Genomic DNA, 21,647 nt, shown 5'->3' on the forward strand with positions numbered 1-21,647 from the left:
TTTAAATAAATATTAGATATAAAGTTTAAAATAGAAGTGGGCAAATTAATTTGTCCACTTTTATAATCCTTAAATAAAGGTATAATCCTTTAACACTATTGATTAAATATGAATACTATATTATAGGCATGTTGCACTCTAGATAATAAAGTGAGGATAATAAAAAATGAAACTTAGCAAAGAGTCGATTGCTGGTATTTTAGAAAAAGAAAGAAAAACTAACCCGAAAGTACATTATATTTCAGATATGACTAAAGCTAATGAATTTGCAGAAGCAGTGAGGATTTTTAATGGAAGAAGTATAATGGCTTATGGAATAGAAGAAATTCATGAAATAACTGCAGCAAGTAATTCATTAGTAATTGGATTAGAAACGCTGGATAATGGAAAGATATTAGCAATGGAGAGAGCATTAAGGATAGCTAAGAAACGAAAAGTACCAGTATTATTGGATTTAACTGAAGTAAATATTTCATTATATAGAAAAAATACAGCTTTAAGCTTTTTGAATAGATACACAATAGATCTTGTAAAAGGAACGGTAGAAGAAGTACAGGCCTTGATAAGGTCACAGAAAAAAAATAGATGCAAGAAAAAAAATATAAAGGACGAGTATAGAGATTTTGCCATAAAAAATAAGACTTTTCTAATTGTAGAGGCAGAAGAATACTATATAACTGATGGATATAGTGAGTTTTATATAGAAAATAATAGTATGGATTTAAATAAAAAAATAGGATTAGGCTATATTTTCACTGCACTATTAGCAATAGCTATAGGAGGGGTTGATAATAGGAAAGAAGAAATGGTAGCCATATTGATAGCTGTTATGATATTTTCTATTGGATGCAGTTTAGAGGGAAATAAAATTAATGAGTGTTATAAGGATGGCTTTTTTAAGTTAAAGGAGTTATTTTTGGATGAAATAAAAAATATAGATGAAGAAAGGATATATGCTTTAGGAAAGATTATTTATAATTTTAAAAGTAAAAGAGTAAATAGATGAGAAATATAATAGATGCTTTAGTATAATATTAAAGCATCTTTTTTTGAGAAATATAGAAAAAATGCTACTTGTTAATATTTACATAAAAAGATATTTATATTAAAATAGGATATAATTACCAATACAATATAGATAATTTTAAGATGTCAATTATAGATTAATGGTTAAAAGAGGAGAGGGAATTATGAAAGAAAAGAAGTTTACATGTGATGAAGAAATATTAAAATGGCTCACTGAAAAAAATTTATCAGGAATAATTAAGGGAATTAATCAAAATAAGGGAATTATAAATGAAAAAATAGCTTCTGTAATATATTGTAGGAGCTTTATTAAGAAATTTGAAGATGAGTATAATAAGATATTTAATAGTTTAGGATTTAAAATATCTAGAATTACTGATGATTATATTTATATAAGCTATATTGATAGCAAAATTGAGTTTTTTATAGCTAGTAGCGAATTTATGAGAAGATATGCTAGAGTATTATTTAATAATAAAAATACTATTGATGATGCAATTTTAGACAAGTTTCAGCTTGTTAATACAGAAGAAAATATAAATAAATTTATTGAAAGATGCAATAATATTTTAGAAGATAGTCAGTATAAGTTAAAATCAGAAGTTGTAGATGGGGAAATAAGTAATATTATGAACATATTTAAAGGGGAATTTTTGGCAAAAGTAAATGCAGAGATTTTTACAAGGAATATAAAGAAGTATTTAGTGAAAATAAATGGGGATGCTAAAAGAAATACAATTGCTTTCATTGATAGAATTAATACATGGAATAAAGTTACAGTAGAAGTATAGATTATTAAAATATATAATGTTAAAATAATTTTGTATTATTAAGTTTTAGGAGGAAATGTTATGGGTGCAAAAATGTTACACACATGTATAAGAGTTGCTAATTTAGAAAAATCTTTAGAGTTTTATAAAGAAGTATTAGAGTTAGTTGAAACACGTAGAAAGGATTTTCCAGAGCATAAATTTACATTAGTTTATTTATCAGATAAGGAAGATGGATATGAGTTAGAATTAACTTATAATTATGATCCAGAAAAGCCATATGATATAGGTGATGGATTTAGTCACATAGCTATAGGAGCACCAAATATTGAAGAACTAAGAGAAAAGCATTTGAGTCTTGGTTATGAAGTTACCCCATTAAAAGGTCTTCCAGGAGAACCACCAAAATACTATTTTGTAACAGATCCAGATGGATATAAGGTTGAAGTTATTAGAACAGAGTGCTAATTATCATAATAGCTTAAGTAGGGTGTTTACTTTTAGTAGTGCTCTACTTAAATTATTACAAGTACTAAAATAAATTAAACAGTGCATATAGCTTTGATTATTCACTTAATTATCGAAGCGTTTAATTTAAAAAAAGGGGGAGGTAATTTTGAGTTTTGAGTATTTGAACTTTAAGTCTATATTAAATGAGCATGAGGAAGTGTTGCAAGAAGATGTATGCTTTGTTTTTTATGAAGGACAATTAATAGTTAAGTTTAATGCTAATGAAATAAATATTCCTAGGAGAAGGGAAATAGAAGAATTAGGTTTAACTATTAATAAAGAGTATTGCTTTGGTGAATTTAATATAGGCAAATGTTACATAGTTGAATGTGAAGACATAAAAAGACTGCCAATGAACTTTCAAATTATATCGTTATATCAATTAGGACAAATTGTAGATGAAGAAATTTTCTTAATAGCAGGAAGGGCTAATCATTTATTAAACTGGGATAATAGCCATAAATACTGCAGTAGATGTGGTTCGCCAAATATAAATAAAGAGGATGAAAGAGCTAAAGTTTGCACAAAATGTGGGACAGTAACATATCCAGTTATATGTCCAGCTATAATAGTAGCTATTACTAGAGGTGATGAAATACTTTTAGCACATAATAAAAATTTTGAAGATAATATGTACAGTATAATTGCTGGTTTTGTAGATGCTGGCGAAGATTTAGAAAGTACTGTGAAAAGAGAAGTTTTGGAAGAAGTAGGAATTAAGATAAAGAATATTAAATATTATGGAAATCAAACATGGGCTTTTCCTAATTCATTAATGATAGGGTTCTTTGCTGAATATGAAAGTGGAGAAATAAAGGTAGATGGCAAAGAGATACTGGATGCAGCATGGTTTAAGAAAGATAATTTACCTAATCTACCAAAGAAGATGTCCATTGCAAGAAAAATGATAAATAATTTTATAGAAAATAAATAATAAAGAAGAGCTACTTAATGGTTAATATCATTAATGTAAAAATTTTATGATAGGTATTTTCGCTTTTAATATTTAATGGTATAATCATATTCTAGTCATTCCTTATGTGATGTATTTTGGTTTTTAGCGAAAGTATTATATCACAAAAGAATGATTTTATTTATGTTTGATGCCTTGCTTGGACAAGCTTCATTGTGTGGGAAATTTTACTATTAAACTCTCTTTTGATATCATTGCATTCATAATACTTTCTAAGTGTTTTAACTGTAACTTAACTAGATATAAATCAAAATTTAATTGTTTAAAAAATTTGTATAATGATAATTTATCTGATATAATTGTATCTTGAAACATTTATGTATAGCTACTTGCTGTCATTGTTGTGTGTAAACTTAGTTATAGCAATAGTTTATCATAAATGTTTTTTATTTTATCTATTTGTAAAATTATTCAAGTGTTTTTGCATTATTATAGAAAATAAATATACATTACAATTTATTTGACAAAAAAATATATAAAATGAGATAATATGACTTGTGTCGAAATATAGGAGGAGTTATGTATAATTTTATAATAATTTTCAATAAAATAATGTTATTTTTATTTTTAACACTATACTCATATCAAATTTTTTATGCCATTATAGGTGTTTTAAAGAAAAGTAAAAATTTTAAAACAGATGTTAAAAATAGATATGCAGTTATAATAAGTGCTAGAAATGAAAGAGTTGTAATAGGTCAATTGTTACAAAGTATTAAAAATCAAAATTATCCAAGCCAATTGATAGATATATTTGTGGTAGCTGATAATTGTTCAGATGATACTGCACAAATTGCTAGAGAAGCAGGTGCTATTGTTTATGAAAGAAATAATAAAAAGTTAGTTGGTAAAGGATATGCTTTAGATTATATTTTTAAAATAATAATGAGAGATTATAAAGAAAAAGAGTATAAAGGCTATTTTATTTTTGATGCAGATAATATTTTAGATAATAATTATATTTTAGAAATGAATAAGGTGTTTAATAATGGGTATAAAGCAATAACTAGTTATAGAAATTCAAAGAATTTTAATTCAAATTGGATTTCAGCAGGATATGCATTGTGGTTCTTACGTGAATCTAAATATCTTAATAATTCAAGAATGATTTTAAATACAAGTTGTACTATATCAGGTACTGGATTTTTAATAAGCCATGAAATAATAAAAAAGAATAATGGATGGAAATATCATTTGCTTACTGAAGATTTAGAATTTTCAATGGATATTGTATTAAATAATGAAAAAATAGGATATTGTCATAAAGCGAAATTTTATGATGAGCAACCTTGTACTTTCAAGCAATCTTGGAATCAAAGACTACGTTGGTCTAAAGGATTTTATCAGGTGTTTAAGAAAGATGGATGGAATTTATTTATAAATATATTTAAAAATAAATCTTTTTCATCCTTTGATATGTTGATGACTATAGCACCAGCTATGTTTATTTCTTTACTAGGATTGCTAGTTAATTTTACAGTATTTATAATATCTATATTAAATAAGACTGATATGTTATTAGTACATCAAGCTACATTAAGTATAATATTCACTATTTTTAATTATTATTTAACATTATTTGCTTTTGGTGCATTAACAACAATAACTGAATGGAAAGAAATTAGAGCTACAGCTTTTGAAAAGATACTATATACTTTTACTTTCCCTTTATTTATTGTAACATATATACCAATAGCAATAGTTGCTTTATTTAAAAAGGTTGAATGGAAACCGATAGAACACACAATAATAATAGAAAATACATAATAAGAAAGAGCTGCCATTAAGCAGCTCTTTTAATGTGGAAAAATTAAGCTTTGTTAATTGATCCGAATAATTCCATTTTTTCTTTAACTGTAGCTTTGATAGCTTCGAATCCAGGATTTAATAATTTTCTTGGGTCAAATCCTTTTCCTTCTAAGTCTTTACCAGCTTCTACATATTTTCTAGTAGCTTCTTGGAATGCTAATTGACATTCAGTGTTAACGTTGATTTTAGAAACTCCTAAAGATATAGCTTTTTTGATCATATCTTCTGGAATTCCAGTTCCTCCGTGTAATACTAATGGCATATTTCCGCAAGCTGTATTGATTTCTTCTAAAGCATCAAAAGCAAGTCCTTGCCAGTTTGATGGGTATTTTCCGTGGATGTTTCCGATACCAGCTGCTAACATAGTAACTCCTAAATCAGCAATTGATTTACATTCTTGAGCGTCAGCAACTTCACCTTTACCAACAACACCGTCTTCTTCTCCACCAATTGATCCAACTTCTGCTTCTAAAGATAATCCTCTTTCAGAAGTAACTTTTACTAATTCTTGAGTCTTTTCGATGTTTTCTGCTATTGGGTAGTGAGATCCATCGAACATAACTGAAGAGAATCCAGCTTCCATAGCTTTGTAACATCCTTCGTAGCTACCGTGGTCTAAGTGTAAAGCAACTGGAACTGTTATGTTTAATTCTTCTAACATTCCGTTAACCATACCAACTATTGTTTTGTAACCACACATATATTTTCCAGCACCTTCAGATACTCCTAAGATTACTGGTGAGTTATTTTCTTGAGCTGTTAATAATATTGCTTTTGTCCATTCTAAGTTATTAATGTTGAATTGACCAACAGCATATTTACCTTCTCTTGCTTTGTTTAACATTTCTTTAGCTGAAACTAACATGGCAATACCTCCGTGTACTTTAAATATTAATGGAGAATTAATTTAACTTATGTATACAAAATTCTCCCAAAGTTTATTATACCCTAAATATACAGGAAAGAAAACATAAAATAACAAAAATTAGTTGTTATATAGTATGAATTGTGGACAATACTAGATTAAATGATTAAAATTTAATTATAATAAAATATAAAAAGGGGAGAAAAGTTATGTTAGCAGATTTACATATGCATAGTTATTATTCAGATGGGACAATGTCTCCAAGAGAAATAGTGGAGGATGCAAAAAAAAGAAATGTTCAATTAATAGCAATTACTGATCATAATGTTTTAGATTCATATACGGAGCTTAAAGAAGCAGCTGAAGAATTTGGTATTAATGTTATTAGAGGAGTAGAAATAGATGCAAGATTTGAAGATATAGTAGTACATATCTTAGCATATAACTTTCAGGATAATGAGAAGTTATTTAATTTAGTTCATAAAGCAAAAAATGAATTATTAGAAACGAGTATTGAGCTTATAAAGAGAATGGAAAATGATTATGAAAATATAAGCAGTGAAGATTATGAAGCATATGATTATGATAGAAGAAAAGGAGGCTGGAAGGGAATTCATTATTTATTTGACAGAGGTATAACTAGTGAATTGTTCGAAGGTGTAAAATATTATGGACAATATAAATGTGGGCATGAGTATTTTGATTATCCAACTGTTGAAGAAGTGATAGACGCTGTTCATGAAGCTAATGGATATGTAGTTTTAGCACATCCATGTAATTATTATAAAAATAATACTAAAGAAGAGGTATTAGAAAAGTTAGAGAAGTTTAAAAGTATAGGTATTGATGGAGTTGAATGTTATTACCCTGCCAATAGTGAGATGATGACAGAAACTTGTATAGAATTTTGTAAGAATAATAATATGATTATAACCGTAGGTTCAGATAGCCATGGAGATTTTGGAGCTGTAAGTAAGGGCATTGAATACTATATAGGAGCAGTTAAGAAAGATAGTTCTGAATTAAATTTAAAAGATATGATTTAATAGAAAGAATATACATTTTAGGTAATTTTATTAATAGATTAGAGGACAAGAATCTAGAGTTTACAAAGATACTAGTATAAAAATTTTATGCAGTGAAATTTATTATAATAACAAAGTAAAAACTTGATATAGTAAGCACCCTTTAACACTATAATATGTTATAAGGGTGTTTATTTTATAAAGAGGGTGGTTAGAAAATGATAAGAGCTGCTATAATTTATTTTTCAGGTACAGGCAACACAAAATTTGTAGCATGTAATATGAAAAAAAAGTTGGAAGAGAAGAATATATATACAGATTTGATAAACATTGAAGAAGATACTGTACTTCCATGTAATTATAAATATATAGTTATAGGGGGTCCTATATATGTTGATTTATATCCAGATATATTAGTTAACTATATAAGGAAGAATTTATATGGATATACAGGTAGGTGCATGTTATTTTCCACTCAATCCTCCAATGAGCCATCATCGGCTTTTCAAGATGTTTTAAATAGAGCTTCTTTTCTTAATGTGAAATACTGCCAATTTGTACAGATGCCTAATAATTTTTATAACTTTATGTTTAAAAAGACACCTAAAGATGAAGAAGAAAAACGGATAAAAGATGCTATTAAGGTGGGAAGTAAAGCTATAGAAGATTTTTTAAGTGGTGAAGAAAAAATATATCATACAAATTTTTTAAAAGTAGATTTTGTAAGAGCAGTCTATAAAATATTTTATCCCTATATCACAAAAAGATTAATAAAAAATATAGAAGTTGATTTGAAAAAATGTATTCATTGCAGGATGTGCGAAATTAGATGTCCAAGAAAAAGTATTCATATAAGCAATAAAGTAAGATTTAATGATAAATGCTTATTATGCCAAAGGTGTATGAATAGTTGTCCAAGAAATGCATTTTTATATAAGAAGAAAGTTTATGATAAATATGAACCTAATTTCAAAAAGTATTAATAAAAAATATAGGTTACTAAGAAATTAAGAGGGATACATTAAGTTTATGTATCTCTCTTAATATAAAGTCTATAATATATTAAATTAAAGTAATGTAAGCTTCACCAAGTAATTTAAGTATTGATTTTTCAGGTTGACTTTCTGTTATTATGGCATTAAAGTCAGAAATATTTGCAAAGATAAAACTGCCAGTAGTTTGGAATTTTTCATTTAATGTTACGATATAAAGTTCTTTAGAAATACTCATTATGGCACTTTTAGTATAAGCATCTTCTGAAAGAGCTGTACTGACAACACCATCAGCTAGGCTTATACCTGTACATCCAATAAAAGCTTTTGTACATCGATATTGTTTGATTTGTGCAATAGAATGAGAACCAATACTTCCACCAACAAATGGATTGTAGTCACCACCAATAAAAATAAAGTTTGTTTTACAGTTTTCAGGTATAAGTGATGATATTTCAAGCATATTTGTAATTAATGTTACATCTTTGTTGTTTTTTACAATTAATTTAGCAATCATATAGGAAGCAGTAGAGGCATCTAGAAAGATGGTATCTTTATCAGTAATTTCATTATAGGCTTTAATGGCTAACTTTTCTTTTAAATCTATGTTTTTAGAAACTCTCTTGTTAAATGATTCTACATTTGAATAGGATTGTTTTATATTAATGGCACCACCATAGGTGCGCTGCAATAAATTTTTCTTTTCTAAAAATTGTAGATCTTTTCTAATCATGCTTTCGCTGACATTAAACTCTTTACTTAAATCTTTCACTAGAACTTTACCGTTGTTATTTAATAAATTTAAAATATGTTCATGACGTTCCTCAGTAAACATTATATGCAGCCCCTTATTAATATTATTTATTATCATTATATTATAAAAAAAATGGGAGTTCAATTGACTAAGTAGAATAAATAGTATAAAATGATAATAAATGATAGTAAATGATAAAGAGGGAGAATATATGAAGAAGATAGTTTTTATGAGAAGGTTGGTGTGAATAGTCAATTAATTTTATCAGAATATGATTTATTGTTAATAAGGAAAGTAGGTAGAAATAAGTCTATCTACTTTTTTGATTTTATAAATATGCTGAACAATTATTATGTGAAAAGAAATATAAGTCTATAAAATTTTCAAAACTAGTTTTAAAATGGAATAAAATGGATATAATTTACAGTAAAGAATAATTGTTAATTAAGGAGTGTATTTTATGAGGTTAAAAGGGACAAGAACCGCTGAAAATTTATTAAAATCATTTGCAGGAGAATCACAAGCTAGGATGAGATATACTTATTATTCAAGCTTAGCTAAAAAAGAAGGTTATGTGGAAATTGCTAATATTTTAATGGAAATAGCAGAGCAAGAAAAAGAGCATGCCAAGAGATTTTATAAATTCTTAAAAGAAGATTTTAAAGATGAGGGGATTGAGATAACATCTACTTATCCAGTATCATATCATGATAATACTTTAGATAATTTAAAAGCTGCGGCATCAGGAGAAAATGAAGAATGGACAGTTCTTTATCCAGAGTTTGCAAAGGAAGCAAGAGAAGAGGGGTTTTCTGTTATTGCAACAGCTTATGAAAGAATTGCAGAGGTAGAAAAGAATCATGAAAAGAGATATAAAAAGCTAATTAATAACTTGCAAAATCATACTGTTTTTAAGAAAGAAGAATCAGTGCTATGGATGTGTACTAATTGCGGATACATCTATGAAGGGAAAGAAGCACCAAAGTCGTGTCCAGCATGCTTACACCCACAAGGATACTTTAAAGTTTATAATGAATAATTATAAATTAATGATGAATTATGAATGACAAAACTCACAGAGCTTTTAAATTATATTTTTTAAACTCCCCTAGGGGAGTTTATTACTTAAATTTATCATTTAAATATAAGTTCATAATTCATGAACTATTTTACTTCAATAAAAATCCATTGTTGATTCCAGCCATTATTATCACTCCTTGGAAAAGTTTACATTAGTACAAAGAAAAAAGCTAGTTAAAGTAAGAAACAATAATTTTGAAATTTTATTAACTAATGCTCAATGATAAATTAATAATTATCAAATATAAAATGCACTATTATAGATGTTATTATAAATTTGTTAATTATGTGAAAATAGTATAAAATTAATGATAATATTATTATGAAGGAGCAGGTTTAATGTCAGAATTAGATTTTATTTATAAGAGAAAAAGTATAAGAGATTATAAAGATGCAGTAATTCCAAAGGAAGATATACTAAAGATGTTAGATGCAGCAACTCATGCACCATCACCAAAGCATCAACAAAATTGGCATTTTGTAGTGGTACAAGATAAAGAAATAATAAATAAAATGGCTGAGGCAGTAAGCAAGAGTCATGAATATATTGCTTCATTAACTAAAAATGAAGATGAAAAGAAAAAATTTATGAGAGTATTGCCTTATTATATTAATTTCCAAAGATCATCATGTGCCATATTAGTTTATGCCAATGAATATAAGATGGTGGAAGAGAAAATATTAAGAGAAAATAATGTAGGTGAAGATATAATAGAAGTTATGAAATCTACACAATCTGCAGCACAAGGAATTGGAGCAGCAGTAGAAAACTTTATGTTAGCAGCAACAGCTATGGGATACGGTGCTTGCTATATGACGGGTCCAGCTCATGCTAAAAAAGAAATTGAAGAAATAATCAATTTTGAAAAACCTGAATACTCATTAATGTCCATAATTTCACTAGGAGTTCCAGCAGATGAAACACCAGATAGTCCTAAAAGAAAGCCATTAGAAGAGGTTGTAACATTTATCTAAAAAAAATTCTGAAGTAATTTAAGCTTCAGGATTTTTTTCTATTAGTTAAGATAGAGCATTAATTTTGAAGTTTAAAAAGCTCAAAAGGAAATAGATAAATATCTTACCTATCTAGGGTGTATATTATCAGCAGTAAGTGCAATAGTAGTATTAATTCCTTTTATTATCAGTATTATGAGAATTTGATACAATTTTTATTAGATAATCTCTATCTAAAATGGTGTAAGACTTTCCATCTTTAGATAGTATATTTGTATTACAAAATAAGTTAACTACTCTTAATAAGTGACGATAGCTTGCACATAGAAGTTCTGCACATTCTGTTAAGTTATAAGAAAATACTCCATTTTTTTCAGTTCTTAATATAAAAGATGCTAATCTACTTTCTAAGGATTCATAAAGATTTGTACAAGTAGTATTATTCATATAGCTAAGTCTTTCACTAAGATTTTCACAAATATATCTTAAAAAGATAATATCATTTAGAAGTAATTGTCTATATTTCATAGATATGCCTATACAGTGTACCATTGAAGTTGCTTGAACTGAAGCGGTTGGGGATTTTTGCCAAAGGCTACAAGCTTCACCTATAATTTCAAATGAATTAAAATGAGATAAATACATTACTTTACCAGATGTTGAGTATGAAAAAACTTTAATAGTTCCACTTACTAAAAAAAATAGATATTCTGAACATTCTCCTTCGTTAATTAAAAAGTCACCTTTTTTAAATGAAAATAAATCTAAATATTTACTAATATTTTGTGAAAATAGCTTAGTTATACCTGTGCTATTTATATATTCATCTAATAATGCCTTATTCTTAACTTTTGCCATAATTTCCTCCCCATATATATGTAGATTAATTATTAATTGTTCGTTAATTTATAGTAAATATTTTAGCATAACAAAAAATATATAACAATAAAGATGTAAGTTAATAAGTGAAAGAAAATATAATTATATTAAAAAAATGCTGAAAATATGGCTAATAAAGACGATTTTACAGGAAAAATACGAATGATAAATAAAAAAAATAAAAAAATATACAGATTTTTTCGTAAAAACATGACTTGCGTCATATTTTTTTGTGTTTATAATAATTATAATATAATTGATAAATGAACTATAGGAGATGAAATAATGAAAAAAATAGTAAAGTCTTTATTACTTGTTATGACTGTATTTCTTTTTGCTGGATGTTCTAATTCAAGCAACAATCAATCAGCAGGAAGTGAAGGAAATAATGGAGATTATTCTAAATTAAGAGTAGCTCTAATTTCAGATACAATAGGAACAGAACAGTTTATTCTTCAAGCATATGAAGCTTTAAAAAAAGCAAGCGAAACATATGGATTTAAAATGACATCAATTGAATGTACAGATACTGCAGCATGGGAAGAAAATACAATTGCTGCATCAAATGAAGGATATGACTTAATTATAGGTATAGGTTGGCAAGCTGCTGATCCATTTAGTGCTGCTGCTGACAAATTCCCAAATACAAAATATGCTGTAATTGATACAACTGCGTCTAATGAAAAAGTAACAAGCTTTGGATTTGATGAAGCACAAGGTTCATACGTTTTAGGAGCAATGATTGGAACAGCTTTCCCTAACGAAAGCTTATATGGATATATATCATCATTCCAAACACAAGCTACATACAAATATAGATATGGATTCTCAGAAGGAGTAAAATCTGTTAATCCAGCAGCTAAATTTATGTATAACTATACAAACTCTTACAGTGATACTAACTTAGCTTATGAATATACATTACAACAAAAAGCTGCAGGGGCTAATTTTATATTTGGTGGAGTATCTGCTAGTGCAAACTCAGGTATATATCAAGCTGCTCAAGAATTAGCTAAAAAAGGTACACCAATATACACAACAGGGTTAAGTATTGATCAAACAACTTCTGAAAACCCAAGTATAATAAGTGGATTATTAAAGAATACTGGAGCAGTTATGAATACTATAATTGATAGATTCTTAGTTAATGGGTTAAATGGTGGTGCACAAGTTCTTGGATTAAAAGAAGGTGCATTTGGAGTTGTTGGTGTTTCTCCAGAAGAAATGAACTATAGAAACACAGAAATTATGACTGATGAAGTTTTAGCAGCTGGTAAAGCAGCAGCAGAAAAAATTATTTCAGGAGAATTAGTAATTGAAGTTCCTGAAGAATCTGCAAACTAATAAGAATATAATAAGCACGTAGTGCAGTTATATAAAGAGGTGAAGCAATTTTCGCTTTGCCTTTTATTATATTTTCCTAAATTAATTTAGAAAAGGAGTAAGTTTTACATGATTTTAGAAATGAAAAATATTGTTAAAACCTACGGCAATGTTGTAGCTAATAACAAGGTTAATATTAATCTAAATAAAGGAGAAATACTTGCTGTTGTTGGAGAAAATGGTGCTGGAAAATCTACAATAATGAAGATTCTTTATGGGTTAGAAAAACCAGATTCTGGAGAAATATTTATAAATGGAAAGAAGATGAACTTCCATAATCCATCAGATTCAATGGCACAAGGAATAGGTATGGTTCAACAACATTTTATGCTTTTTGAATCAATGACTGTTGCAGAAAATATTGTATATAAAAATGAAATGAAAAAAGGAGTATTTTTTGATTATAAAAAGAATATTCAAATGGTTGAAGAACTTTCAAAGCGTTATATGTTAAAGGTGGATCCTAATGCTATTGTGGAAGAGTGTCCTGTAGGACTTCAACAACGTGTTGAAATCTTAAAAACTCTTTATCAAAATGCAGATATTATTATTTTTGATGAACCATCAGCAGTTCTTACACCTATTGAAGTAGACGAGCTTTTAAAAACAATGAAGCAATTAGCTAAAATGGGTAAAAGCTTAATAATTATTACTCATAAGCTTCATGAAGTTATGGAAGTTGCAGATAGAGTAGTAGTAATGAGACTTGGTCAAGTTGTTGCTGAAAAATTAAAAAAGGATACAAGTGTTGAGGAATTATCTTATTTAATGGTAGGAAGACAAATTGCCAATAGGGTAATCCCTGAAAAAGAAACTAAAGAAGTTCTTTTAGAAGTTAAAGATTTAACTTTAAAAGGTGAGCATGATAAAAATATTTTAAATAAAGTTAATTTACATATTAAAAAAGGTGAAATAGTAGGTATTGCAGGTGTATCTGGAAATGGTCAATCTGAGCTTATTAGATGTATTACAGGGTTAGAAAAGGTTGATGGTGGTAAAGTTACTATTGATAAAAAAGATATTACAAATAAAACTGTAATGAACATAAGAGAAGCTGGTATTGCACATATTCCAGAAGATCGTTATATGTGGGGAAGTGCACCAGAAGCTACTTTAGCTGAAAATGCCTTAATGGGATTTGAGGATACTAAAGAGTTTTCTAAAAGGGGAATATTAAATATTCAAAAAGTTACATCTCATGCAAAAGAATTAATTTCTAAATTCCTTGTTAAAGCAGATTCACCTTCGCAAAAAATAAAAGAACTATCAGGTGGAAATGCACAAAAACTTATTGTTGCAAGAGAGATGGCCATGGAGACGCCTCTTATTATTGCTTGTGAACCTACAAGAGGTATTGATATAGGGGCTATAGAGTTTATACATGATCAGCTTGTTGCAAAGAGAAATAGTGGAGATAGTGTTTTATTAGTATCTTCTGAATTAAGTGAAATTATGGATTTAAGTGATAGAATTTATGTAATTTATGATGGTGAAATTGTTGGTGAATTTAAAAGAGGAAGCATTGATGAAAAGGCATTAGGTCTTTTAATGGTAGGAGGTAAAAATAATGAAAAGTAAAAACTCGTTATTGGAAGGCAGTGCAAAAAGTAAATTTTTAGCTGTATTTGAACCATTAAAACATCCATTGCAAGCTATATTTGTTGGATTGTTATTAGGTGGAGTAATTATTGCACTTTCAGGATTTAATCCTTTTGAAGCGATCATAGGAATGTTTAAAGGTGGATTTGGTTCAGCTTATTATTTAACTACCACATTAACACGTTCAGTTCCAATTATATTTGCCGGGCTTGCTGGTGCATTAGCTTGGGGATCTGGTTATTCAAGTTTAGGTGCAGCAGGGCAAATGGTTTTAGGTGCTTTTACTTCAGCGGTTGTAGCAGTTATATGTCCAGGACCACCAGCTTTTGTTGTGGCAATGTCTCTTGCTAGTGGAGCTTTAGTAGGTGTTTTATATTCACTTATTTCAGCTTATGTAAGTGAAAGATTTAAATTAGATTTACTTATTATAACACTTATGATGAATTATATTGCTGATTACATAGCTTCTTACTTTACAACATATGTAGTAAAAGATCCTTTAGGAGCAGATTCTTCAGCAATTCAAACTCAAAAATTAATAGACAACATTTTACCTAAAATGTTTGAAGGATATTCATTGCACTGGGGATTTGTAATTGCGGTTATTTGTGTTTTAGTTGTACTTTTCATAATGAAAAGAACAAGCTTCGGATATAAAGCAAAAATGGGAGGTTTAAACGCTAATTTTGCAAATTATGGTGGAGTTAATAGTACTAAAATGATGTATTATGTATTAATGCTTAGTGGAGCTTTAGCTGGACTAGGTGGTGCATGTGAAGTTTTAGGTACAAGATATCGTTACGTAGATAATATGATTACATCTCCAGGATATGCATGGACTGGTATTATAGCTTCATTAATGTCAAGCAATCATCCAGTTGGTATTTTAGTAAGTGGTATTTTCTTAGCTGGAATTACTACAGGGGGAAGTACCATTGAGCGTAGTATGGGAGTACCATCAGAAGTAACAACAATTATTCAAGGTATAATTACTTTATTAATCACTGCAAAGTTTGCTGTTAAGTGGTATAAGAAGAAACAAAATACAACGGATAAGGAAGGAGTAAAATAATGGAGTTAAGTATAGATTATTTAGCAGTGGTGGCTAATTCAACTCTTCGTATGATGACACCTATTTTATTAGTAACTTTAGCTGCAGCTATATGTACTAGAGTACGTATTTTTAATATTGCAATGGAAGGAACAATGTTAACAGGAGCATTCTTCAGCATTGTTGCCAATTATTATACTCATAATGTATTTTTATCTGTTCTTGCAGGAGCAATTAGTGGAATGATAGTTTCTGCCATTGTAGGATTTTGTATTATTAAGCTAAAAGCATCTCCAGTTGTTGTTGGTATGGCTACTAATACCATGATGGGTGGAGCTACAACATACTTACTTTATATAATTTTCAAAACAAAGGGAGTATTTACAGATCCAAGTTTAGTTAGTCTTCCAAAGATTGATTTACCTATAATTAAAGATATTCCTGTATTAGGAACTATTCTTTCAGGTTTAACATTTATTGATTATTTAGCTTTTATATTAGCAATAGGAATATATATTTTCTTATATAAAACAGTATTAGGCTATAGATTACGTGCTATAGGAATTAATAAAGAAGCTGCAAGAAGTCTTGGTACTCCAGTAGAAAAGTATCAATTCTTAACAATAAGTTTATCTGGAATATTATGCGGGTTAGGTGGAGTTCTTCTTTCTATGGGAACTGTAACTTTATTTATGCAAAATATGACTTCAGGACGTGGATATATTGCCATGGCTGCTAATAATTTAGGAAAGTCTCATCCAATAGGAGTTCTTTTATCAAGTTTATTCTTTGGATTTTCACAAGCAGCAGGAAACGTACTTCAAAATACATCATTAAAAACACAAATTACTGCATCTATTCCTTATGTAGCAACAATTGTTGCACTTATATTATTTAGCATACAAAATAAAAGAAAAAAGAAAAATAAGTAGGTGAATAAGTATGAGGTTTTTACACTTATCAGATATTCACTTTTTAAGAAAATATCATAAAGCTGAAAAAGGATATAATTCTATTTTTAATAATATGACAAACCCTGTAGAACAAATTAAAAGTTGTCTAAAGAAAGTAGATTTAAAAACTATAGATTTTATTATTATTACTGGTGACTTAGTAGAGTCAGGGAGCGCTGAAGACTATAAAGTTTTAAAATATGAATTAGATAGGTTGTTTAAAGGTATTCCATATGTAGTTACATTAGGAAACCATGATAATAAAGAAGCTTTTTATAAGGGTTGGTTTAATAAGGAATCTAATAAATCCTATAATGTTGTTAAAGAAATAGGTGACTTAAGGATAATAAGTTTTGATAATTCCAACTATAAAAATAGTGATGGATTTATTTCAAAAGAACAATATGAATGGATAAATAAACAATTAAAAACTGATTGTAAAAAAGATACCATATTAATGCTTCATCACCACCTTTTAAAAGATCAATTCACTACTCCATCAATAGATTTTGATGATAGTTTTGAGGAAGTTATAAATAGTAGTGATATTATTGGAATTTTTACAGGCCATACTCATCATCCCTTTAAAGGTGTTTTTGCAGACAAGCCTTATTTTACAGCAGGAAGCTTGAGTTTTGTAGGTTATGATGAGAATAATGGTATTGTAAGATTTGAAGAATATCCTAGATTTAGTCTTTGTAAATATAAAGAAGGAAAAATTTCAGTAGAAGTAATTTCAGCTTTAGATGAAAGTAAGTTATTGACAGTAGTTAATTTTAAAGAATAGATTAAACTAGTATGAGTTTTTATAAAATATACATAAAAGTTCATTGAAATAATATAGAGATGTTAAATTACATTTTTGTAATGTTAATGAAAGATAAATCCCTATGATGTAAAGATAAGATAAAGATATAATAACTAATGTAATATAGAAATATATTTCATTAGTTATTTTTTTATTATAAAGAATATGAAAAGAGGAGATAAATATGAAAAATATTTTAACCTTGTACAATAGTAATAAATGATGATTTTTGTGATAAAGCAGAAGTAATTTTAAGTAGAGTGAATGTTAACTTTAAATTAGATAAAGATAAATCACAAGATGAATTAATGAAGCTTATAGATGATTTTAATGATAGAAGATATAGTTACTAAGATGGTTAGGGGTAAGTAAGAAAAGTATCAATAAGACGATATTTATGCAAACTTTAGTTTACTTTAGTATTCCAATTGTTTTGGCTTTTGTACATTCGATAGTGGGTATAAAAGTTACAAATACTGTAACAAGATTGCGTAAAAAGTTAGATGGATTAGGTATTCAAAATGTCATTGAAACTAGAAGAGGACTTGGGTATATAATTGAATGAAAGCAAGTGATTTTTTAATAGCAGAAGAAATAAATAAGATAATAAAAGCATTAAGCAGAGATATGCACGAAAATGTTAAACATTATCGAGAAATACAAGAAGAGTATAGGGAATATATTGAAACATGGGTACATGAAATAAAAACCCCAATAGCATCTAGCAAACTTTTAATAGAAAATAATAATAATGATGTTACCAAGAAGATAGATATGCAAATTGATAAAATAGATAATTATGTGGAACAAGTTTTATATTACTCTAGAAGTAATGAAGTTGGTAAGGATTATATTATAAAAGAAGTTAGTATAGAAGATGTAGTAAAAAGGAACTATAGTGATGATAGTATTTCCTAAAAATAATTTTGTAATTAAATAGAATAAAAAATATGGATCGTATAAATAATTTATAATAAGTAAAAAGCAGGCTAATTAATATATACTGTTAATTAGCCTGCTTTTTACTTATATATAAATGTCTGATAGTTCAATTTTTACATTTTCACTAAGGTTATCATATGAAGTATATTCAGTTTCTATATTGGAAGGTTCTGTTAAAGGTAATTTTATTAAAAAGCTAGTTCCCTTATTAAGCTCTGATTTAACAGAAATTTCTCCATTATGTAATAATACAAATGATTTTACAATAGATAATCCAATACCACTACCTTCATTTTTTCGAGAAAAACTAGTATCAAGCTGGGTGAATTTATCAAAAATTCTATTTAAATCTTCTTTAGCAATGCCTATACCATCATCTTCCACTGATATATATAAGTAATCTTTAAAAATTAAATTTATTCTTATTTCACCATAAGGTTTAGAAAATTTAATAGCATTTGATAATAAATTTAATATGATTCTTTCAATTTTATCTGAGTCGAGTTTCAAGATTATATCTTCTTTATTAGTATCAAAAATTAAATTTAAATTTTTAGAGTTTGCATAAGGAATTACAGAACCAACTAATTCTTCTATTAGATTTACTATATTAACAGAAGATAAATTTAGTTTAGTATCATCTAACTCATGTTTTTGTACATCAATTAGATTATTTATTAATCTTAATAATCTTTTACAATTATTATCAATAATAGTTAAAGTATTGTTAGAATAAGAATTATACTCTATATTATTATAATTTATTAATTGTATAGCAGACATAATTACATTAATTGGAGTTTTAAGCTCATGGCTAATGTTAGATATAAAATGAGTTTTTATTTTGTTTGCTTCTTCAGCCTTATGCATAGCATTTATAATTGCTTTTTCATACTGTTTTTTGTAAATAATATACAAAATTAAAGCGCATATCATACTTAAAAGTGCAAGCAGTAATATCAATGAAGCAATAAATATATTTTTATATTCTTTTATTATATTAATTGGATGATTTAGTATAACAGAATCTTTAGGTAGATTAGAAATATTTATATTAAATTTTTTTAAAGCTTTATAATCAAAATAATATTCATTTGCTGTATCATCATCAATTAATAAATCCTTAGCATCATATCCATTTAAAAGATTCAATGCTATGGAGCCAGCTTTTTTTCCTTGTATAAAATGATTTATTACCTTTCCACCAATACTTCCATAACCTACATCATAATTTAAAGTGGAGTAAATTGGAGTAGATGCACAATTTGCAGCAATTAATTTGTTAAGTGAATTCTTATCAAAATTATCAAGATCTTTAAATTTATTTATGTAAAGTTGTATTATAGCATTATTATCAGAAAGATTAGATAATGTAAATAATACTTCTGATAAAGTTTTATCTTTTGTTAAAATCCATTTAAAATTAATATCAGGATAATCTTTAAGAATTTCTTCATAAGTTGAGATACCATATGTATCAATAAATGTTATAGTATCTACATTAGGATGAAAAGTTTTAATTAATTCAATATTATCTTTAATAGATTCAACTTCATATACTCCTGAAAAAAAATCACATTCTAAAGCTCGATTTAATATTTCAAAATCTTGTACACCTAAGAATGAAATGGGAATATCTTTAAATAAATCATCTCTATATTTAATACAAAATTCTGTTGCATCATCATCACCAGCGATTACAGCATCAATTTCAGTATAGTTTTCTAATGAATATTTAAGTAAATTATAGAATTTTTCTTCGTTTTCAATACTATCAAAAGTTTTTGAATTCATATATTGAATTATTACATTAGAGTCTGCAGTTAATCCTTTTTTTATTCCGTTAAATTGGTCTTCAATACTTATAAAACTAGGATCAAATGAACTGATAAAAAGAATGTTTAATACATTTTCTTCTGTGCTTAAAGCAAAAATAGAATTTGTTTTAAGAACAAAGGAATTGCTTATGAATATTAGTAAAAAAATAAATACTTTAAATTTTTTCATATGTTTCTCCAAAATAAATGTTAAAAATTATAAGCATAATTATAACAAATAAAAAAAAGAAAAAATGTAAGTTTTTGTCGATTGAAAAATTAATTTTTTAACTTTCTAAAAGATAATGGAGTTTTTCCGTGAAGTTTTTTAAACATTTTTATAAAATTACCACTATGGTTATAGCCAACTTTTTTTGCAATTTCATCAATGCTTAACTCAGTGGTAGAGAGTAAATTTTCTGCTAAAGCCATTTTAAGTGATGTTGTATATTGGCTGATAGACATATGATATCTAGATGAAAAACCTGCTTTTAATTTTTGCTCATTTAAAAAAATAGTTTTACTTAATGCACTGATAGTTGGTGGATTACAAAATTCATTGGTTAAAATATCATGAGCTTTTTGAATAGCATTTACATCAGAAGCTGTTAAAGTTACAGTGCGATTTTTTCCAATTGTTACATGTCCATAATTTAATTGGTTAGTAAAAACATTTTCTGGAGATGATTGAATTTCTAAATTAATTAAAGCAATACATTCTAAAATTTTACTTTCTAAATATAAAGATGAAAGTTGACCTTTTTCACCGCGACTTCTTAAAGTTTGAATAATAGCAGTTACTTCAATGGGCAGATAATTATAAGTAAAATTAGTAATGAAAGCATGAAAATCTAAACTGTTTGGAAAATTTTTTAAAATAATTTCATCAAAATACTTTTTATAGATAGTTATTTCTGCACCGTGAAAGTGTTGACCTTTTTTCCAGGATTGCTTTCCTTTTAACCCTTTTTCATTAACAAAAAAAGAAGATGGTGTAAATGAGGAAATAGGGCTATTTTCAATCTCAAATTGAGTTTCTCCACTATAAACAGTACCAAATTTTATAAGTTCTTCATTATGTTCAAATGAAATAGAAAAATCATTTGGAATAGTATAATCACCAATTCCAAAATCATAATATCCTTCTCTTGTATATTTAATAAAATAGCCAAGATTTTTTTTATTTTCATTGGTGTATAGTATGTAATTATCTTTAGGATAAGCTGTAAATGTCATTTTTTTTAAAACATTATTTTGAAATTCTTTTGTACTTTTAGCAATCATTTATATAAGTCCACTTTCTTTAATTTTAATCATTTCTTTAATTTTGATAATAATATATTTATTATATCAAAAAATGTTCAAATAGATGATAAAATTATTAAATTAGGTGTATAACTTGAAGTGATAATCATTCTCATATACAATTTGAACATAGCAAAAAGCAGGAAAACAAA

At 27.2% G+C, this 21,647-nt stretch carries 20 protein-coding genes and 1 pseudogene; 16 read left to right on the plus strand and 5 right to left on the minus strand.

Features of this window, described 5'->3' with window-relative positions:
• Window positions 1-166: 166 nt before the first annotated feature.
• From Q5O29_RS10630 to Q5O29_RS10650, 5 genes are all read left to right on the plus strand, one after another.
• Window positions 167-1,006: a hydroxyethylthiazole kinase gene (locus tag Q5O29_RS10630; RefSeq protein ID WP_022212925.1), complete on the plus strand. Its 840-nt coding sequence runs from the start codon at window positions 167-169 to the stop codon at window positions 1,004-1,006.
• Between the two features lie 184 nt (window positions 1,007-1,190).
• Window positions 1,191-1,817, plus strand: coding sequence for a hypothetical protein (locus Q5O29_RS10635; RefSeq protein ID WP_022212926.1), 627 nt, complete (start codon window positions 1,191-1,193; stop codon window positions 1,815-1,817).
• A 60-nt stretch (window positions 1,818-1,877) separates the two neighbouring features.
• Window positions 1,878-2,264, plus strand: coding sequence for a VOC family protein (locus Q5O29_RS10640; protein ID WP_022212927.1), 387 nt, complete (start codon window positions 1,878-1,880; stop codon window positions 2,262-2,264).
• Window positions 2,265-2,412: 148 nt separating this feature from the next.
• On the plus strand, window positions 2,413-3,240 hold the full coding sequence (nudC, locus tag Q5O29_RS10645) for an NAD(+) diphosphatase (protein ID WP_022212928.1): 828 nt from the start codon (window positions 2,413-2,415) through the stop codon (window positions 3,238-3,240).
• A gap of 558 nt (window positions 3,241-3,798) precedes the next feature.
• Window positions 3,799-5,046, plus strand: coding sequence for a glycosyltransferase family 2 protein (locus Q5O29_RS10650; RefSeq protein WP_022212929.1), 1,248 nt, complete (start codon window positions 3,799-3,801; stop codon window positions 5,044-5,046).
• A gap of 43 nt (window positions 5,047-5,089) precedes the next feature.
• Here Q5O29_RS10650 and fba read toward each other — a convergent pair whose 3' ends face one another.
• Window positions 5,090-5,953 (minus strand): class II fructose-1,6-bisphosphate aldolase, encoded by an 864-nt coding sequence (gene fba / locus Q5O29_RS10655; RefSeq protein WP_022212930.1) that lies wholly within the window; start codon window positions 5,951-5,953, stop codon window positions 5,090-5,092.
• A 209-nt stretch (window positions 5,954-6,162) separates the two neighbouring features.
• Here fba and Q5O29_RS10660 point away from each other — a divergent pair, with 209 nt between their 5' ends.
• Entirely contained in the window at window positions 6,163-6,999 is an 837-nt protein-coding gene (locus tag Q5O29_RS10660; protein WP_022212931.1) for a PHP domain-containing protein, read from the plus strand.
• A gap of 197 nt (window positions 7,000-7,196) precedes the next feature.
• Complete coding sequence (locus tag Q5O29_RS10665; protein WP_022212932.1) at window positions 7,197-7,961, plus strand: EFR1 family ferrodoxin; 765 nt, start codon at window positions 7,197-7,199, stop codon at window positions 7,959-7,961.
• A 79-nt stretch (window positions 7,962-8,040) separates the two neighbouring features.
• On the opposite strand, the gene Q5O29_RS10670 is transcribed toward Q5O29_RS10665, so the two are convergent.
• Window positions 8,041-8,805, minus strand: a complete 765-nt coding sequence (locus tag Q5O29_RS10670; protein WP_022212933.1) for a DeoR/GlpR family DNA-binding transcription regulator — start codon at window positions 8,803-8,805, stop codon at window positions 8,041-8,043.
• A gap of 379 nt (window positions 8,806-9,184) precedes the next feature.
• Here Q5O29_RS10670 and rbr point away from each other — a divergent pair, with 379 nt between their 5' ends.
• Together rbr and Q5O29_RS10680 are read left to right on the plus strand one after the other, a co-directional pair.
• A complete protein-coding gene (gene rbr, locus Q5O29_RS10675; RefSeq protein WP_022212934.1) occupies window positions 9,185-9,763 on the plus strand; it encodes a rubrerythrin in 579 nt (192 codons plus the stop codon).
• 380 nt (window positions 9,764-10,143) lie between these two features.
• Window positions 10,144-10,779, plus strand: coding sequence for a nitroreductase family protein (locus tag Q5O29_RS10680; protein ID WP_022212935.1), 636 nt, complete (start codon window positions 10,144-10,146; stop codon window positions 10,777-10,779).
• A gap of 150 nt (window positions 10,780-10,929) precedes the next feature.
• Here Q5O29_RS10680 and Q5O29_RS10685 read toward each other — a convergent pair whose 3' ends face one another.
• On the minus strand, window positions 10,930-11,616 hold the full coding sequence (locus tag Q5O29_RS10685; RefSeq protein ID WP_022212936.1) for a cyclic nucleotide-binding domain-containing protein: 687 nt from the start codon (window positions 11,614-11,616) through the stop codon (window positions 10,930-10,932).
• Between the two features lie 306 nt (window positions 11,617-11,922).
• Here Q5O29_RS10685 and Q5O29_RS10690 point away from each other — a divergent pair, with 306 nt between their 5' ends.
• The 7 genes and pseudogenes from Q5O29_RS10690 to Q5O29_RS10720 all read left to right on the plus strand — a co-directional run.
• Entirely contained in the window at window positions 11,923-12,981 is a 1,059-nt protein-coding gene (locus Q5O29_RS10690; RefSeq protein WP_022212937.1) for a BMP family protein, read from the plus strand.
• A 108-nt stretch (window positions 12,982-13,089) separates the two neighbouring features.
• Window positions 13,090-14,598 carry an ABC transporter ATP-binding protein gene (locus Q5O29_RS10695; RefSeq protein WP_022212938.1) on the plus strand — a complete coding sequence of 503 codons (1,509 nt, stop codon included), beginning with the start codon at window positions 13,090-13,092 and terminating at the stop codon, window positions 14,596-14,598.
• Window positions 14,588-15,691 (plus strand): ABC transporter permease, encoded by a 1,104-nt coding sequence (locus tag Q5O29_RS10700; protein ID WP_022212939.1) that lies wholly within the window; start codon window positions 14,588-14,590, stop codon window positions 15,689-15,691. The genes Q5O29_RS10695 and Q5O29_RS10700 overlap by 11 nt, the downstream gene beginning before the upstream one ends.
• Window positions 15,691-16,602: an ABC transporter permease gene (locus Q5O29_RS10705; protein ID WP_022212940.1), complete on the plus strand. Its 912-nt coding sequence runs from the start codon at window positions 15,691-15,693 to the stop codon at window positions 16,600-16,602. Before Q5O29_RS10700 ends, Q5O29_RS10705 begins: the two co-directional genes overlap by 1 nt.
• A 10-nt stretch (window positions 16,603-16,612) precedes the next feature.
• The gene (locus tag Q5O29_RS10710; protein ID WP_022212941.1) at window positions 16,613-17,410 is read left to right on the plus strand and encodes a metallophosphoesterase; all 798 of its coding nucleotides are present in this window, start codon (window positions 16,613-16,615) and stop codon (window positions 17,408-17,410) included.
• Window positions 17,411-17,828: 418 nt separating this feature from the next.
• On the plus strand, window positions 17,829-17,996 hold the full coding sequence (locus Q5O29_RS10715) for a hypothetical protein (protein WP_302630844.1): 168 nt from the start codon (window positions 17,829-17,831) through the stop codon (window positions 17,994-17,996).
• A pseudogene (locus Q5O29_RS10720) lies at window positions 17,993-18,334 on the plus strand (sensor histidine kinase); the annotation flags it as partial. The gene Q5O29_RS10715 and the pseudogene Q5O29_RS10720, both read left to right, overlap by 4 nt.
• Before the next feature lie 123 nt (window positions 18,335-18,457).
• Here Q5O29_RS10720 and Q5O29_RS10725 read toward each other — a convergent pair.
• Entirely contained in the window at window positions 18,458-20,380 is a 1,923-nt protein-coding gene (locus Q5O29_RS10725) for a sensor histidine kinase (RefSeq protein WP_022212943.1), read from the minus strand.
• A gap of 89 nt (window positions 20,381-20,469) precedes the next feature.
• On the minus strand, window positions 20,470-21,474 hold the full coding sequence (locus Q5O29_RS10730; protein ID WP_022212944.1) for an AraC family transcriptional regulator: 1,005 nt from the start codon (window positions 21,472-21,474) through the stop codon (window positions 20,470-20,472).
• Window positions 21,475-21,647 lie beyond the last annotated feature (173 nt).

Source organism: Clostridium sp. CAG:265, assembly GCF_000436575.1.
Taxonomy (GTDB): domain Bacteria; phylum Bacillota; class Clostridia; order Clostridiales; family Clostridiaceae; genus Clostridium; species Clostridium lentum.